The organism is Janthinobacterium agaricidamnosum (assembly GCF_003667705.1).
Classification (GTDB): domain Bacteria; phylum Pseudomonadota; class Gammaproteobacteria; order Burkholderiales; family Burkholderiaceae_D; genus Janthinobacterium.
Genome location: NZ_CP033019.1, coordinates 4,270,453 through 4,287,496 on the forward strand (window position 1 = coordinate 4,270,453; position 17,044 = coordinate 4,287,496).

Sequence of the window (17,044 nt, forward strand, 5' to 3'; positions counted from 1 at the left end):
CCTATGACTCCTTGGTATGCGCGCTGCCTGCATGACTGCGGGCTTTCCAGCGGCGCAGCAACAGGGCATTGCTGATCACGCTGACGGAACTGAAGGCCATCGCCGCGCCCGCCACCATGGGGTTGAGCAAGCCGAAGGCGGCCAGCGGAATGCCGATCAGGTTGTAAATGAAGGCCCAGAACAGATTCTGCCGTATCTTGCTGTAGGTGCGGCGCGAGATATCGATGGCGTCCGCCACCAGGGCCGGATCGCCGCGCATCAGCGTGATGCCGGCCGCATGCATGGCCACGTCCGTGCCCGTCGACATGGCGATGCCCACGTCGGCAGCGGCCAGCGCGGGCGCATCGTTGATGCCGTCGCCCACCATGGCCACCTTCGCGCCCTCGCCTTTCAGCGCAACAATTTTAGCGGTTTTATCGGCCGGCAGCATTTTCGCCGCCACCGTGTCGATGCCCAGCAGCTTGCCGACGGCGTCGGCGCTGCCCTGGTTATCCCCGGTCAACATCACCGTGCGGATGCCCAGGCTGTGCAAATGGGCAATAGCCGCCTGCGCATTCGGCTTGACCTGGTCGCTGAAGGCGAACAGGCCCAGCAGCTCCGATTCCGAAGCCAGCCACGAGATCGTATTACCCGTGTTTTCCAGCGACAAGGCCTGTGCCGCCAGCGGCGCCATGTCCACGTTTAACTCCTGCATCAGGCGCGTGCTGCCCAGTTTCAGGTCCAGGCCGTCGACATGCGCCGCCAGGCCACGGCCCGGCAAGGCCGCCAGGGCCGTGGCCGGCAAGGGCTCGACGTGGCGCGCGGCCGCCGCATCCAGCACGGCCGTAGCCAGGCTGTGCTCGCTGCCACGCTGGATGCTGGCCGCCAGCTGCAGCAGCCGGGCATCGTCGATGCCGTGCGCATGCAGGGCCGCCAGGGCGGGCTTGCCGATAGTCAAGGTGCCCGTCTTGTCGAACACGACGGTATTGACGGCGTGCGCCACTTCCAGCGCTTCCGCATCCTTGATCAGGATGCCGTAACGGGCAGCCACGCCCGTGCCGGCCATGATGGCCGTCGGCGTGGCCAGGCCCAGTGCGCACGGGCAGGCGATGACCAGCACGGCCACGGCATTGATGATGGCGTTCTCCAGTTCGCCGGTAGCGAACCACCAGCCCAGCATGGTCAGCAGCGCCAGCAACAGCACCACGGGCACGAAGATCGCACTGACCTTGTCGACCAGGTGCTGGATCGGCGCCTTGGCCGCCTGCGCATCTTCCACCAGGCGGATGATGCGCGACAAGGTCGTCTCGCCGCCCACGGCTTGCGTGCGCACCAGCAACAAACCATCGGCATTGATGGCGCCGCCCGTCACCTTGTCGCCCGGATGCTTATCGACCGGCAAGCTTTCGCCCGTGATCAGCGACTCGTTGACCTGGCTGGCGCCTTCCACCACCACGCCATCGACGGCCACCCGTTCACCGGGGCGGATAACCACCAGGTCGCCCACTTTCACCTGTTCCACGGGCAAATCGAGCTCGACGCCGTCGCGGCGCACGCGGGCCGCCTCCGGGCGCAAGACTTGCAGCGCGCGGATGGCCGAAGCCGTCTGGCGCTTGGCGCGGCTTTCCAGCCATTTGCCCAGCAACACCAGCGTGATGACGACGGCCGACGCTTCAAAGTACAGGTGCGGCAGCATCTCGCCCGCCGTCAGCCATTGATAGACGGACAAGCCATACGCGGCGCTCGTGCCCAGCGCCACCAGCAAATCCATATTGCCGCTGCCGGCGCGCGCCGCCTTCCAGCCCGCCTTGTAGAAACGCGCACCAAAGTAAAACTGCACGGGCGTGGCCAGCGCGAATTGCAGCCAGCCGGGCAGCATCAAATGGATGCCGGCCCACTCGAGCAGCATGGGCAGCATCAATGGGAAAGCCAGCACGGCCGCGAACGCCACTTTCATGCCGTCGCGGTTGGGCGCCGCCGCGGGCGCGCTGGCGTGGCTGGCGGCGGGCACCGTGGCGGCATAGCCGGCCTGGTCGATGGCGGCGATCAGGACGCCCGCATCGGCGTCGCCCGTCACCTTGATGCGCGCGCTTTCCGTGGCCAGGTTGACGCTGGCGGCCAGCACGCCGGGCACCTTCAGCAAGGCTTTTTCCACCCGGCCCACGCACGAGGCGCACGTCATGCCGGCGATGTTCAGGTCGATCTCGCGCTGCGCCACCGCATAGCCGGCCTTGTCCACCGCCGCCTGCAAGGTGGCCAGCGGAACGTTCTGGCTGGACGCCACCCTGGCCGTATCGGTGGCCAGGTTGATGCTGGCGCTGGTCACGCCCGGCACGGCCGCCAGCGCCTTTTCAACGCGGGCGGCGCACGAGGCGCAGGTCATGCCTTCGACCGTGAACGATTGCAAATAAGGGGAAGCTGGCTGCATGGCGCGGATCCTGTAGATAAGAGGTGATGTCTACAGGATCGTCCCTACCATGATGGGAAGGTCAAGCGAAACTTAGCGTACTTCGCAGTCGACGTTGTTCGACTTGCCGGGCGTGGTACTGCTGGCGGTCGGGGGCATGCTGGAATTGAACACGGGCGGCGGCGCAAACTTTATGCCCGGATTGGCCGGCAGCACCACCGGCGGCTGCCGGAAATTCGGCGTATAGCCGAACTGGCCGGCGCTGAAATTGAGTGTGTCGGCAGGATTGGTCAAATTGATCAGGCCATCGAGCACTTGCACATACAGGCCGGGAGCCCGAGGCATCGACGATGCAGGCGCCGACAGCACAGGCGTCAACAGTGCAGGCGTCGACGGGCCAATATACTCGGCAATAAATGTCGTGCCGCGAATGCCGATGGTGGCGGCCGGCGTCTTCATCTCGAAGCGCTCCTTGTTGCGCTTGCCCAGCAGCCCCGTGACGGAACGCAAGCCCCCTTGAGCAGGCTGAAGATGGCGTGGTCGCCATCGGGCTCCTCGGCCGTATAGCTGAATTGCTCGATCACAAAACTGGTATTCGGTTTCAAGGTGATTTCGCTATTGTCGATCAGCTTGATCAAGGCATAGGTCTCCTTTTCCGTCAGCAAGGTGTCGCCCTGCTCGACTTCCGACTTGATGGCCAGGATCTTCACCTTGCCATCGGCCTTCTTCGCCATCAGCGGACCACTCAATTGCATGACGGTACCGGCCACCTGGCCGGCCCAGGCATGCGCGCCCACGCACATCAAGGCCAGCCACAAGAAAGCCTTAATTGCAGTACATTTTTTTAACAGATTCATTTTTTGTAAGTCCTGTTGAGTCACCTGCGGAGGCGGTAACATCCTTGTCGTCCGGTACCTTGTCAGCAGGCTTGGCCGGCAGTTTGGAAACGAGCGGGACGTTGGCATAGTCGGCCTGCTTGATGACGTTCAATGTGTTATTGATGATGACGTTGATGATGACGGGCTGTTCGACGGTCGTGACGGGCAGGAAAATGGCATCCGCCATGCTGACCGTGCCATTCGGCGCCTGCAAGCCGACGCTGGTGCGCTGGCGATTGATGCGCACGCCCTGCGTGCCCGTGATGCTGCCCGTTTTCGCCAGCACGCTCATGCTGGCAGCGGCCGGCAAAGTGAAACTTGCCGTGTCCGCAAACAGCACATTGCCTTCTGCGCTGGCGGTAAAATTGCCGCCGCTGGCTACGCGGGAGTTGCCCTTGATACTGATGTCGCGTCCCGCCGCCAGGCTGATGTCGCGCGCCGCTACCAGTTGCGCGCCATCGCCCAGCAGTACGTCCGTGCCGGCATTGAGCGCGATGTCATTGCCCGCGATCCTGCCGTTGACGGCAACGGGGCTGTGCGCCGTCACGCTGACGTTGCCGCCATTGGCATCGATATTGCCAGCCGTGACGCCGCCCGTGTTGTCGATGGCGATATTGCCCGCGCCAGTGGTCAGCGTTCCCAAGGCCAAGGTGCCCGGCGCCGAGGTATTGTTCAGCGCAATGCCGCCCCCGGCACGATTGTTGGCGCTAAAACTGCTGACCTGATTGCCCGCATTACTCAGCACGATGCCGTCGCGCGCCTGCACGGTCAGGCTGCTGGCGAGCAGCGCACCGTCCTGGCCGATGGCGCCGTTCAAGGCGCTCAGCTGCACATCGTTGGCCGCCAGGCTGGCGAAGCGCAAGTCGCCAGCCGCTTGCGTGATGGCCAGCTGGCCTGCCAGCCGGATGGCGCCGGCAGTCTGATTAAAGCTGTTGGCGACGAGCAAGTTGCCATTGCCGCTCAACACGCCGCCGCCTTGCACGTAACGGTCCGCCGACAGGCTGCCGTTCAGCAACAGGTTGCCGCCGTTGATTTCCAGGCTGGCCAGCAGGGAACTATCCGGCGCCTTGTCACCGAGGGTCAGGCTGCCGCCCGTCAGCAGTAAGCCTGCGGACGCCGTCAGGTTTTTCAGGATGGTGTTGCCGGCCGCCGCGCTGTAGGTCACGATGCCCTTGCTGTTGCTAAAGTCGACAGCCAGTACGTTCGCGCCTTCCGGCACCACGCCGCCGTCCCAGTTGGCCGCATCGCTCCACAAGCCGCTGCCGCTGCCTACCCAGGTCGACAATTGTTTTTGCGCAATCGTCGCCTGCGTCGTGCCGCCCGTCGAGGTCAGCAGGTAATTACCCGCATCGGCGCCGCCCAGGCTCAGGTTCGTCACGAATACCGTCTTGCCCGCGCCCGCATTCTTGTCGCTGAAGCTGGCCAGGGCCGACAGGTTCAGGCGGTCACCGGCAACCCGGTCATCGCCAAAACCCAGCGCGGCGCCCGTCGTGCCGTCATAGACCTTGTTGACGCCGTTAAATTGCACGTTGAGGGTGCGCGGCGTGATGGCGAAAGTCGTCGTGCCGCCCATGGTGATGTCGTACTTGGTCGACCACAGGCCCGTCGCTGCATAGCTGCCCACGTTGCGCGCGTTGCTGCCGTAGCCGAGGCTGCCATTCACGCCCGTGTCGCCGTCGATCAATCCCACATAGGCGATCGAACCGAGGAAGGCGGCCAGCTGGCCATCGTAGACCTTGCCCGTGGCATTGCCCGAGAGGTTCACTTGCAGCGGCTTGAGGAAAGCCTTCAGCATCGGCGTCGTGTAGCCTTCGTAAATGCGCCACACGCTGCTGAAATTGTAGTCGCTGAAGCTGCCCTGCTGCCGCATCTGCGCCGTGCTGCGGCCGCTGGAGCCGCCGCCACCGGTCTGCACCAGCGATGTTTCATAATTGAAAAAGCCATAGCTGAACGGGGAACCGGCGGACACGCGGCCGGCCACCGCGCCCACGGACGCGTAGCCGTCGCCGCTCACGGCGCCGCTGCTGAAGACATGGCTGACGCTGCCCGTGCTTTCACCGACCAGCCCGCCCATGTTTTCCATGGACAGGATGGGATCGGCAGTAACGGCCCGGCCCACGGCGCCGCTGGCATATGCATCGTCGATGCTGCCGCCGTTCAAGCCCACCAGGCCGCCGATGCTGCGCGCGCCGCTGACATTGCCGGTGGCATAAGACTGGCTCAGCGCGCCCTGGTTATTGCCGACCAGGCCGCCGATCATCTCGCGCGCGCCCGTCACCACGCCGGTGGCGTACGAAGTCGCGATGCTGGCGCCGGACGCATTCGATCCCGCCAGGCCGCCGATGGCGCCGCCGTTGTCGGCATTGACGCCGGTGACGGCGCCGCTGCTGGCCGACAGCGTGATGGCGCCGCCGTTGCTGCCCACCAGGCCGCCCACATTGCGCTGGCCGCTGACGGCGACGCTGCTGTTCACGCCGGATATAGTGCCGCTGACGACCTCGCCAGCCAGCGCGCCCACGTTCGCCCTGCCGGTGACGCTGCCGCCGCTCAGGGTCAGGTTGCGCAAGGTGCCGCCCTGCACGGTGCCAAACAGGCCTGCCGCCGGTCCTGGCACCAGGCTGCGGTCGATTTTCAAATTGCTGAGCGTAAATCCGCCGCCATCGAACACGCCGGAAAAACCGCTGCCGCTGCCGGCGATCGGCACAAAGCCCTGGCCATCGTTCCAGTTCGCCGTGCCGCTGGCGTCGATATTGCCGGCCAGGCGATAGCTGTTGCCCAGACCGAGGCTGGCGATGCCTTGCAAGCCATAGATATCGGCGAGCAGATAAGGTGTGGCGGCACCGTCGCCGCCGGCCACGCGCAGGAAACTGGCGCCGCTGCCGATGGTGAAGTTTCTGGCGCTAAATCCTGGCAGGGCCGCCGCGTTTTGCACCCAGGCGCCGCCGTCGAGCACAAAGCTGCCGCCCACCGTCACGGCGCCCGTGGCCGTGATGGCGGAACCGGAATTGAGGTGCAGATCGCCGCTCCTGGCAAGCGCATCTGATATCCGCAAGCCGCCCGTGTTCGTGCCGTCGCCGATGGTCAGCGACGCGGCCGAGATGCCGGCCAGCTCAACCGCGTTCAAACTGAGGGCCGTACCCGATTTGGTGCCCAGGTCGATGCTGCGCGCACTGCTCAGGGGCTTGATGATGACATTTGCGCCGCCCGCCGTGCCGCCGACGTCGATGCCGCCGGCAACGGTAATATTGTCGGCCTGCAGGGTCACCGTCTGGCCGGCGATGCCGTTGCCAGCAAGCTGGCCGGCGCCGCCCGACAGATTGATGCCGCCCAGCGCGTCATTCGCGCGCAAGCTCAGATTGCCGTTGCCGACATGGACCGCGGCGGCGCCCTCGATGCTGGCGCCCGATAGCGAAATGTTGCCGCCGTTGCTGGTAATGGCCGCGTTCAGATTGACGTTCGATCCCGGGCCATAGTTGCCGCTGGTGCTAGCAGGGTCATTCGCCGACAGGGTCACATTGCCGCCGTTGGTGGTGATGGCGGCGTAGACATTGATGGTTTCGCCCGCCTGCGCGGTCAGGCTGACGCCGGAATTGAGCATGTTCACCGAACTGCTGAAATTGATGCGATGCAGGGCTTGCAAGGTAACGTCGCTGGTGGCGCCGGAGATCGTATCGGCGCCGATGCTGGTGCTGCCGGTCGACGGCATATCGCTGAACTGATCGACATTGGCAAGGTTGCCGCCCGGTCCCTGCACCACGTCGATATCATACGGATCGAGCAGCCAGTTTCCGCGCTTGCCGCGCGCCGCGCTGGTATTGACGCGGATGCCGTCGACGGCCAGGTAATGGCCGGACGTTTCCACGAAGCCGCCGTCGCCGCCTTGCGCACCGCCGCGCGCGGAAATGCTGCCGTGCACCTGGGCCGATTCATTGCCCCAGGCGATGACCTTGCCGCCGTTGCCGCTGACAATCGCATCGGCATTGACGCTGGCATCCTTGCCGACGAGTACTTGCCGCGCATTGTGCACGGCCGCGTTCTTGCCCTGGTAATCACCGCCCAGCAAGACCGTGCCGCCGCCAGTCGCGCCGCTGGCGTCGACCTTTGCATTGCCCAGCAAACCCACTTGCTCGCCCAGCACTTGAATCTGGCCGCCCGTGCCGGCCGCGCCCGCGGCGCTGGTGACGCTGCCCGCTTCGAGCAGCGCCTTGCCGCTGGCCTTGAGCACGATCCTGCCGTTCTCGCCGACGACGGCGCTGTTGGCGTTGAGCACGCCGCGCTGGCTGACCAGCGCGCCGGCCATGCCGATGCTGCCGCCCTGGGCGATGATCTGGCCCAGGTTCAGCGCCTGGTCGGCCGGCGCAGAGACCAGTACGCGCAATTGCGGATTGCCGGGGTCGGCCAGCTGCACGCTGCGCCCGGCCGCCAGGATCACTTCGCCATTGGGCGCCGTGATGATGCCCGTGTTTTCCACGTTCGGCGCGATCAGCAGCACTTGCCCGCCCTTGCCCGCGTTAATCATGCCCGCATTGCTGACGCCGCCGGCCACGCCGCCGGCCGTGAACTGGCGCTTGCCGGCCAGGAAATCCTCATTCGTCATGCCCAGGCTGGAGGCGACCAGCCCGTTCACGTCCACTTTCGCCCCCTGGCCGAAAACGATGCCGTTCGGGTTGATCAGGAAGACCTTGCCGTTCGATTCGAGCGCGCCCAGGATCTTGCTGGGGTCTTGTCCCGTAATGCGGTTCAGTACGGCGCTATTGCCGCTTTGCTGGATGAAGCGCGTGATTTCGCCCGCATGGATGGAAAAACTCTGCCAGTTGATGATGGTGTTGGGCGTGTTCGTGATCGAAAAGATGTTGCCCTGCTGGCTGAACGTGGCCTGTCCGTTGACCACCTGCGGCAAGGCGGGGTTGGCCTGCGCGGCGCCGAAACAGCCGGCCAGCAGCAGTGCCAGCGCCGTGCGGCGCAGGGGCGGCGCAAGCGGGAATGAAAAGGCGGGCGTCAGGATGAAAGCGGAGGCGTGCTGGACGTGGTTGTGCATGGTGTTCATCCTGATGCTAGTAGGCTAAGGCGAGGCGGAAATGCAGGCGGTTGGCGCCCCGCTGTCCCGTGTCGCCGCCATTGACGACATGGGCGTAATCGAGTTGCAGATTGGCGTAGCGGCTCAGCAGCAAACGCAGGCCGAGGCCGCCGCTGCTGATGCCTTGCGACGCGCTTTCGCCGGGCAGCGCATGGTTGCGGCGCAGCCAGGCCGTGTCATAGAACGCCAGCGCGCGGCACTGGTAAGCGAGCACCTGGCCGCACCAGTTCGGCGTGTACAGCTCCAGGTTCAGGTTGACGCCCGAATCGTTCGATACCTCGCGCTCGGCAAAGCCGCGCACGGACGCGGCGCCGCCGGCGCCGAACTGCTCGCCCGGCACCAGCGCATCGGGCGTGATCTGCGCGTTGGCGAGCGCGCGCCATTGCCAGTCGCCGGCCAGCACGCGTCCCGCACTGGCGCTCAGGCGCACCGTGTTGTAGGCCGCCTTGGCGTGCGCGCGCACGCGGTCGAAATCGGCTTGCGCGCCGTGCTTGCCGCCAGGGATATTGTGCGCGAAGGTGACCGCCACGCTGGTCTCGCCCGTGGGCAAGGTCCAGTTGCCGATATAGCTGACGCTGAGCGGATGCACGGTGACGTCGGCGCCCAGTTCCATGCCGAACAGCTGCACGCTGTTGCGGTAAGCCTTGTAGTCGATGCCGTACACGAGCTTGGGTTCGAAATCGCCGCTGCGGGCAAAGTTCTGGTTGTAGCGGATGCCGGCCATGCTGCCCTGGCCGCTGACGGCCAGGTCGAAAATGCCGGCCGAGACGCTGCCCGAATCGACGTTCGAATAGCTGGCAAAAAAATCCATCGAGTCGCCCAGCGCATACAGCGGCAAGTGGTAGCCGGCGCCATACACGCCCACCTTGTCCGGCTTTTCCAGGCTGCTCGTGTATTGCAGGCTGGCGACATGATCGAGGCCGAACAGATTCGCATGCTGCAGCACCACGCCCACGTGCGTCTTGCCCGTTTGCGCGTTGCCCGTATTGTCCACGTTGAGCATGGCTTTCCAGGGCTTTTCGTCGGCCACCGTGACGATGGCGTCGATGGCGCCCGCCGGTTCATCGGCTTGCAGCCGCACTTCGATCTTGCGCGCCGGGTTTTCATTGGCCAGCCTCAGGCTTTGCGACAGGGCCGGCAAGTTCGGCGTCTCGCCTTCGCGAAGAGACGGCAAGGCGCGCCGCACGTTGGCTTCGTCCACATGCGTATTGCCGCCGATGGCAAGCTTGCCCAGCGGCGTTTGCAGCACGCTCAGGCGCACCACGCCGCGCTCCAGTTCCTGCTCGGGCAGTTGCACCTGCACGGCGCTGTAACCGCGCTCGCGGTAAGCCCCCTCCAGCGCCTCGACGGCGCGCGCGATGTCGGAAAAATCGCGCTGCGCTCCCGTGTAGGGCGCCAGCAGGGCCTGCACTTGCGCGGGCGTGAGCAGGGTATTGCCCTGGACGTCGAAGCGGCGGATCTCGAAGCGCGGCACGCCGTCGCCCTGCGTGGCAGGCGCGGCGTCATCCATGGAAACAGCGGCGCCGGCGGCGCCGACGGCGAACAGCAGCGCGGAACCCGCAAGCAGGTGCACCAAACGATATGTCATGTGAAGGATTTCTTGTGTAACCGGACAAGCGCGCGGCCCGCAGGCGCCAGCATGTCCGGCAATGGATTGAAGACAAATTTTAGACGGCTTTTAGTTTCCAGTCAGAAATTTCTAACATTTCCCCCTGTTTTTTATCGCAATGCAACAAACAATGCGCACGCCATGGTAAAAAATGCCGCAATCGCTTGCCTTTTCCGGCGAATGGCGGGCTATTTGCTGTGCAATGCTGTCACGCCATCCCAGTCCCATGGCGGTGGCGCGTTGCGGTACTGCTCCAGGCGCGCCGCGTACAGCCGGTACAGGCCATCGCCGGGAAAGTCCGCCTGCAAGCGGGCCAGCTGCGCACCTGCCTGCGCCCAGTCGCGCGCGCGCAGCCGGGCCAGCACCGCGTGCCAGCGCTCGAGCTGCGCCAGTTCGGCCGCCGCGGCGCCGGCCAGCAGGCAGCGCGGCTCGAAGATCGCCACCGCTTCCTGCTTGCCCAGCACCCTGATCCTGTCGAGCTCGCGGTACAGGAAATCCGGGGCGGCCGCGCGCGTGGCCTCGCCCACCACGATGCCCACGCCATACAGCTTGCTGGCGCCTTCCAGGCGCGCGGCCAGGTTGACGCTGTCGCCCATCACGGTATAGGCGCGGCGGATGCGCGAGCCCATGTCGCCCACATGCATGGGCCCCGTATTGATGCCGATGCCGATGCGCAGCGCCGGCCAGCCGCGCGCGCAAAATTGCTGGTTCAGCCGCGCCGCGCTGGCCTGCATCAGCAGGGCGCTGGCCACGGCCCGGCTGGCGTGATCGCCAAAGGCGACGGGCGCGCCCCAGAACGCCATCACGGCGTCGCCGATGTATTTGTCCAGGGTGCCGCCATGGCTGTCGCGGATATCTTCCGACATGGCCGTCAGGTATGCGTTGATGTATTCGCGCAGCGCGGCCGGCGCCAGCTGCTCGGAAATGGCCGTGAAACCGCGCACGTCGGCAAACAGCACCGTCAGTTCGCGGTTCTCGCCCTCCATCGTGTAGCGGCGCGGATCGTCGGCCATCTCGGCCACCAGCTCGGGCGCCACGTATTCGCCGAAACGGGCCACCAGCGCGCGTCCCTTGCGCACCTCGAAAAAGTAACCCCACGCCAGGTTGGCGATGAACAGCGCAAGGATCAGCAGCAACAGCACGGCACCGCCCAGCACCAGATCGTGCACGGCGTACAGGTACAGGTTGATGCCGATGGCGGCGGCCAGCGCGGCCACGGTGGCCAGCATCACGCCGGCCGGCGGCAGCACGGCCAGGGCGCCCGCCAGCAGCAGGCCAAACAGCACGATCTGCACCAGTTCCAACGCCAGCGCGTAGTCGGGCCGCGCCTTGAAACGCCCGTCGAGCATGGACTTGATCAGGTTGGCGTGCACCTCCACCCCCGAATATTCGGCATTCACGGGCGTGGCGCGGATATCGTTCAAACCGGGCGCCGTGGTGCCCACCAGCACGATGGTGCCCTTGAGCAGCGCGGCCGGCACCGTGCCGGCCAGCACGTCGGCGGCCGACACGTAGCGGAAGGCGCCGCCATCGGGGCCGCCCGCGCCGCGGTACTGCACCGTGGTCGTCAAGGCTTCGCCGACAGGAATCGCCATCGCGCCGCGCGGCGTGAACAGCATGATGTGTTCGAGGCCGCCATTGGCCAGTTCGCGCGCCGACAGGGTATCGGCCGTGCCCGTGAAACGGGGGGCGATGGCGCGCGCCTGCAGGTAGACGGCGACGGTGGCCAGAGACAGCGAAGGATAATAGCCGTCACCGATGCGCTGCAACAGGGTCGAGGAACGCACGACGCCGTCGGCATCGGTCAGCGCCGTGAAGATGCCGGCGCCCTGCGCGGCCGCCTGCAGGGGTGCGATATTGGCTTCGTAGCCGCGCGCCACGTAGGCCGTGACCGTGCGCCCGTTCAAATCGGCGACGGTAAAGGCGGGCCTGGGCAGCACGCCCTTCCTTTGCTGCTCCGAGACGCTGTAGCCGAGCACCACGGGCTGGCCGCGCATGGCCTCGGCAAACAGGCCGTCGTAATCCATGGCCGGGCGCAGCTTTTCCAGCTGCGCCGGCAAGCCGGCCACGCCCGCCAGTTCGCCGCGCGCCAGGCCTTGCAGCACGGCGTAGCCGGAACTGGTGTCCGCTTCGGGAAACGCAATATCGAAGCCCAGCGCGGCCACGCCGTAATGGCCGGTGAGCTGGCGCACCAGGCGCGCCTGCACGTCGCGGCTCCAGGGAAAACGGCCCACGCGGGCCAGGCTTTGCTCGTCGATGTCGACGATGACGATGCGGCGGTCGAGCTGCGGCGCATCAAAGCGCATGCGCCAGTCGCCCAGCATGGCGTCAAGCCGCGCGATCGTGTCGTTGCCGGCCAGGCACAGCACGGCGGCCGCCACGCTGAGGAGCACGCCCAGCGCGAAACGCGCGCCATGCTTGCGCCAGGCCAGCGGCAGCATCACGGGGTATAGCCCGGAATGGCCGCCTCGTCGACGGCATCGATCTGGCTCGGATGCATGTGCTTTTCAGCGAAGGTCAGATAGACCTTGCTGCGGATGAAAACGTCGAACAGCTCCGGGTCGATATGGCCGTTCAGGCTGAAGTTACCGAGGATGCGCAGCGATTCGGACAGCGACTTGCCCTTTTTGTAGGGCCGGTCGCGCGCCGTCAGCGCCTCGAAAATGTCGGCAATCGCCATCAGCCGCGCCGGCACCGACATCTGCTCTTTCGTCAGCCCGCGCGGATAACCCTTGCCATCCATGCGCTCATGGTGGCCGCCCGCATATTCGGGCACCTTTTGCAGGTGCTTGGGCCACGGCAGCGCTTCGAGCATGCGGATCGACACGCTGATATGGTTGTTGACGATGGCCCGCTCGGCCGCCGTCAGGGTGCCGGCGCGGATGGTCAGGTTTTCCGTCTCGTCGGCATCGAGAAAATCGCGCAGTTCGCCGTCGGCCGCGCGCCAGCGGCGCCGGGCGATCTGCCGCACCCTTTCCTGGTCGGCCTGCGCCATGCTCTCGCCGCCGATGTTGACCGTGCGGATGAAATCGCGCTCTTCGCGCAGCGCCGCCTTCTCCTGCTCCAGCGCGCGGGCAATGGCGTCCTTCTGCTGCGGCTGCGCGGCCTGCAGGCGCAGGGCCTCGATCTCGGCGTCGCGCAGCAGCACTTCGTAGCGCGTGTCGATCAGGGCGATGCGGTCGAAAATGGTTTCCAGCTTGGTGGCCTTGTCGACCACGTGCACGGGCGTGGTGATCTTGCCGCAATCGTGCAGCAGGCCGGCCAGCCACAGCTGCTTGCGCTCGTTGTCGCTGAGCCGGAAATCGGCCAGCGGCCCCGTTTGCGTCGCATGCGCGGCGTCGGCCAGCAACATCGTCAGCTCGGGCACGAACTGGCAATGCCGTCCCGTGTACGGCGACTTTTCATCGATGCCGATATTGATCAGGGTAACGAGCGACTCGAGCAGCTCTTCCAGCTGAGAGATGAGCAGCTGATTAGTCAGCGCCACGCCCGCCTGCGCGGCCAGCGCCTCGATGAAGCGCTGGTCGGTGGAGGAAAAGGCGCGCACCTGGCCCGTCTCGCCATCCTTGGCATTGACCAGCTGCAGCACGCCGATCAAGTCGCCCTCGTGATCGCTCATGGGCACCGTCAGGATCGATTGCGTGTGGTAGCCATGGTGGCGGTCAAACTCGCGCATGCCGGAAAAATTGAAGACCTCGTCGCGGTAGACGTCGGCGATATTCACGCTGCGGCGCATGTTCGCCGCATACGCGGCCACCGACGCCAGGTTGGGCTGGCCGGCGCCATCGAACAGGGGTACGCCCGGCAAACCCATGTCCGCCCCCTGCGCGATGCCCAGGCTGTCGTTGACGCTGATGTCGAACGCCAACTGGCGCCCCTCAAGCGCGGGCCGGTACAAGGTGGCGCCGTCGGCGCCGCTCATGCTTTTCGCCAGCAGCACGATGCGCTGCAGCAGCGCGCCAATGTCGCGCCCCTCACCGCCCAGGCCGTGGCCGAGCGCGACGCTGAGTTCGGTCAATTGCTCCAGTCTGTGGGCGATTTTCTCAGGGTGCAGCTGAGGCATATTGGTGGCAATCAGGTAATGGGCAAGCAAAAAAGGGGAAGTCGGCAAGCGCCAGTGTAACGGCGACCCTGCGCACTGTACATTACTTAGTCACAACAAAATGAAATTACTTTCCGTAACGCAACACGCATAAATGTTGCCGCCAATCTCATTAATTAGAATAGAATCAACAATAATTACACTGTAACAAGGTACTGAATGAAATTCACGTTCAGGGGCGTGCGCGGCTCCATCCCCTCCCCCGGCCCGCGCACGGCGCGCTATGGCGGCAACACCACGTGCATCGAAGTGCGCACGGACAACGACAGCCTGATCATTCTCGATGCCGGCAGCGGCATCTTCGCGCTGGCGCAGCAACTGCCGCCGGGCCAGCCCGTCGACGCGCACGTCTTCATCACGCACAGCCACTGGGACCACATCCACGGCTTGCCCATGTTCTCGCCCCTGTTCGTGGCCGGCAACCGCATGCGCCTGCATGGCGCCCTGGACGGCAACAGCGGGCGCGGCATCGAGCACGTGATGGCGGTGCAGCTGCAGGGCAGTTATTTTCCCGTCAGCGAAGCGGCCATGGCGGCCTGCATCGAGTACCGCACCCTGGCGCCCGGCGAAGCCGTCGACGTGGGCGGCGCGCGCGTGCGCGGCGCGGAAATGAACCATCCGGTGGTCAACCTCGGCTACCGCATCGACTGCGGCGGCGCCTCGCTGTTTTTCAGCGGCGACCATGAACCGTTCTACAACCTGCATCCGCCCGGCCACGCCGAGCATGCGGCCTGCGCGGCGCGCAATGCGCAGCGCCAGGCCGGCATCGATGCGCTGGTCGCCGGCGTCGATGCGCTGATCATGGATTGCTCGTACACGCGCGAGGAATACCCGGGCAAGCAGGGCTGGGGCCACGGCACCTTCGACGCCGCCTTCGACCTGGCCCTGCGCTGCGGCGCGCGGCACCTGTACTGCACCCACCACGAACCGACGCGCAGCGACGAGCAGCTCGAGGCCGTGTTTGCCGACGTGATGGGCCGCTATGCGAGCCGCCTGGCCGGCCTGCAGGTGTTCCTCGCCAGCGAGGGGCTGACGGTGGAACTGGCCGGCGCATAAAAAAAGGAACCTTACGGTTCCTTTTTTATACATGCGCCCAGTTGGCCCAAGGCCCTCTGAAAACCGTAGCGAGCAAGCCCGATATCGGATTGAGTAGCGGAGCTGTACTTTAGTACAGTGAGCAACGGAGATTCGATAGTGGGCTGCGCAGTAGGTTTGCAGAGGTGCCTTACATGATGTGGTGGCCAATCCACCAGGCCACTGCCGCCACGAACGCGGAAGCGGGAATCGTGAAGATCCAGGCCCAGACGATATTGCCGGCAACACCCCAGCGCACGGCCGACATTTTTTGCGCCGAGCCGACGCCGACGATGGCGCCCGTGATCGTGTGCGTGGTCGACACGGGAATGCCCAGCGCCGTCGAGACGAACAGGGTGATGGCGCCGCCCGTTTCGGCGCAGAAGCCGCCGACGGGTTTCAACTTGGTGATCTTCTGGCCCATGGTCTTGACGATGCGCCAGCCGCCGAACAGGGTGCCGAAGCTGATGGCCGTGTAGCACGAGATGATGACCCACATCGGCGGCATCTGGTCGTTCACGTTCGAGTAGCCGGCCGCGATCAGCAGCATCCAGATGATGCCGATGGTTTTTTGCGCATCGTTGCCGCCGTGGCCCAGGCTGTAGGCGGCTGCCGATGCCAGTTGCAAACGGCGGAACCACTTGTCGACCTTGCGCGGCGTCGAACGGACAAAAATCCACGACACGATCAGCATCATGATGGAGCCGAACACGAAGCCCAGCACGGGTGCGATGACGATAAAGGCCACGGTTTTCCACAGGCCGGCCGCGACCAGCGCGCCCGTGCCGGACTTGGCGACAGCGGCGCCCACCAGGCCGCCGATCAGGGCGTGCGAGGACGACGAGGGAATGCCGTAGTACCAGGTAAACAAATTCCAGAAGATGGCGCCCATCAGCGCGCCGAAGATCACGTACTGGTCGATCACGGCCGGGTCGATGGTGCCCTTGCCCACCGTGGCGGCCACGGTCAGCTGGTGGAACACGAAGATGGCGACGAAGTTGAACGTGGCGGCCATGGCAACCGCGGTCTGCGGTTTCAATACGCCCGTCGAGACCACCGTGGCAATCGCGTTGGCGGCATCGTGGAAGCCGTTCATGAAGTCAAACAGCAGCGCGAGGACGATCAACAGGCCTAGCACGTAGATGCTGATTTGTATGGTCATTATAGTTTCTTTTCTGATTCTGGTTCAGGACAGGCCCAACGCTTACGCGTTTTCGACGATGATGCCTTCGATAATATTGGACACATCTTCGCAACGGTCGGTCACGGTTTCCAGAATTTCGTAGATCGCTTTCAGCTTGATCAGGTTGCGCACGTCCGGCTCGTCGCGGAACAGCTTGGACATGGCGGCGCGCATCACGTGGTCGGCGTCCGATTCCAGGCGGTCGATTTCTTCGCAGATGGCGACGATCTTGCGCGAGTTGTCCATATTGTGCAGCATGGCGACGGCGTCGCGCACTTTCTCGGTACAGGCCAGCACCAGTTCGGCCAGGCGCTTGGCTTCCGGCGTGACGGCTTTCAGGTCGTACAGCGAAACGGTCTGCGCTGCGTCTTCCAGCAGGTCGAGGATGTCGTCCTGGCGCGTGATCAGCTGATGGATGTCGTCGCGGTCGATCGGCGTGATGAAGGTCTTGTGCAGCATTTCCACGGTGGCGTAGGTGACTTTGTCCGCCTGTTTCTCGATGCTTTCGATCGCATGCACGCGGTTTTCCAGGTCGTCGAAATTGGTCATCAGGCCGAGCATCTCTTTCGCGCCCTTGACGCACAGTTCGGCGTGCTGGTTAAACAATTCAAAAAACTTGCCCTCAGTGGGCATCAAGCGTCCAAACATGTCATTCTCCGTTAAGCATTGAGTCGTGTTATTTACTACAGAAAGCCGCCCCGTATGAGGGGGCGGCCAATGGAATATCAGTGCTGC

10 protein-coding genes are annotated in these 17,044 nt (G+C 64.9%); 1 reads left to right on the forward strand and 9 read right to left on the reverse strand.

All coding sequences use genetic code 11. The features are described from left to right. Window position 1: 1 nt before the first annotated feature. The 7 genes from D9M09_RS19360 to D9M09_RS19385 form a co-directional block, all read right to left on the reverse strand. Window positions 2-2,407, reverse strand: coding sequence for a heavy metal translocating P-type ATPase (locus D9M09_RS19360; protein WP_121670166.1), 2,406 nt, complete (start codon window positions 2,405-2,407; stop codon window positions 2-4). Window positions 2,408-2,479: 72 nt separating this feature from the next. Then, entirely contained in the window at window positions 2,480-2,896 is a 417-nt protein-coding gene (locus tag D9M09_RS30065; RefSeq protein WP_346428559.1) for a hypothetical protein, read from the reverse strand. Then, on the reverse strand, window positions 2,842-3,204 hold the full coding sequence (locus D9M09_RS30070) for a hypothetical protein (RefSeq protein WP_346428560.1): 363 nt from the start codon (window positions 3,202-3,204) through the stop codon (window positions 2,842-2,844). The genes D9M09_RS30065 and D9M09_RS30070 overlap by 55 nt, the downstream gene beginning before the upstream one ends. A gap of 7 nt (window positions 3,205-3,211) precedes the next feature. Further along, window positions 3,212-8,302 carry a beta strand repeat-containing protein gene (locus D9M09_RS19370; protein WP_121671156.1) on the reverse strand — a complete coding sequence of 1,697 codons (5,091 nt, stop codon included), beginning with the start codon at window positions 8,300-8,302 and terminating at the stop codon, window positions 3,212-3,214. Window positions 8,303-8,318: 16 nt separating this feature from the next. Beyond that, window positions 8,319-9,929, reverse strand: coding sequence for a ShlB/FhaC/HecB family hemolysin secretion/activation protein (locus D9M09_RS19375; RefSeq protein ID WP_121670167.1), 1,611 nt, complete (start codon window positions 9,927-9,929; stop codon window positions 8,319-8,321). A gap of 209 nt (window positions 9,930-10,138) precedes the next feature. Beyond that, window positions 10,139-12,391 carry a CHASE2 domain-containing protein gene (locus D9M09_RS19380; RefSeq protein ID WP_121670168.1) on the reverse strand — a complete coding sequence of 751 codons (2,253 nt, stop codon included), beginning with the start codon at window positions 12,389-12,391 and terminating at the stop codon, window positions 10,139-10,141. Beyond that, the gene (locus D9M09_RS19385) at window positions 12,391-14,013 is read right to left on the reverse strand and encodes a GAF and HD-GYP domain-containing protein (protein ID WP_070311148.1); all 1,623 of its coding nucleotides are present in this window, start codon (window positions 14,011-14,013) and stop codon (window positions 12,391-12,393) included. Before D9M09_RS19385 ends, D9M09_RS19380 begins: the two co-directional genes overlap by 1 nt. 198 nt (window positions 14,014-14,211) lie before the next feature. On the opposite strand from D9M09_RS19385, the gene D9M09_RS19390 reads away from it, so the two are divergent. Continuing rightward, window positions 14,212-15,108, forward strand: coding sequence for an MBL fold metallo-hydrolase (locus D9M09_RS19390; protein ID WP_070221143.1), 897 nt, complete (start codon window positions 14,212-14,214; stop codon window positions 15,106-15,108). Window positions 15,109-15,277: 169 nt separating this feature from the next. On the opposite strand, the gene D9M09_RS19395 is transcribed toward D9M09_RS19390, so the two are convergent. Beyond that, the gene (locus tag D9M09_RS19395; RefSeq protein WP_070221141.1) at window positions 15,278-16,291 is read right to left on the reverse strand and encodes an inorganic phosphate transporter; all 1,014 of its coding nucleotides are present in this window, start codon (window positions 16,289-16,291) and stop codon (window positions 15,278-15,280) included. 39 nt (window positions 16,292-16,330) lie between these two features. Beyond that, window positions 16,331-16,957 carry a DUF47 domain-containing protein gene (locus tag D9M09_RS19400; protein WP_010400015.1) on the reverse strand — a complete coding sequence of 209 codons (627 nt, stop codon included), beginning with the start codon at window positions 16,955-16,957 and terminating at the stop codon, window positions 16,331-16,333. Window positions 16,958-17,044: the final 87 nt, after the last annotated feature.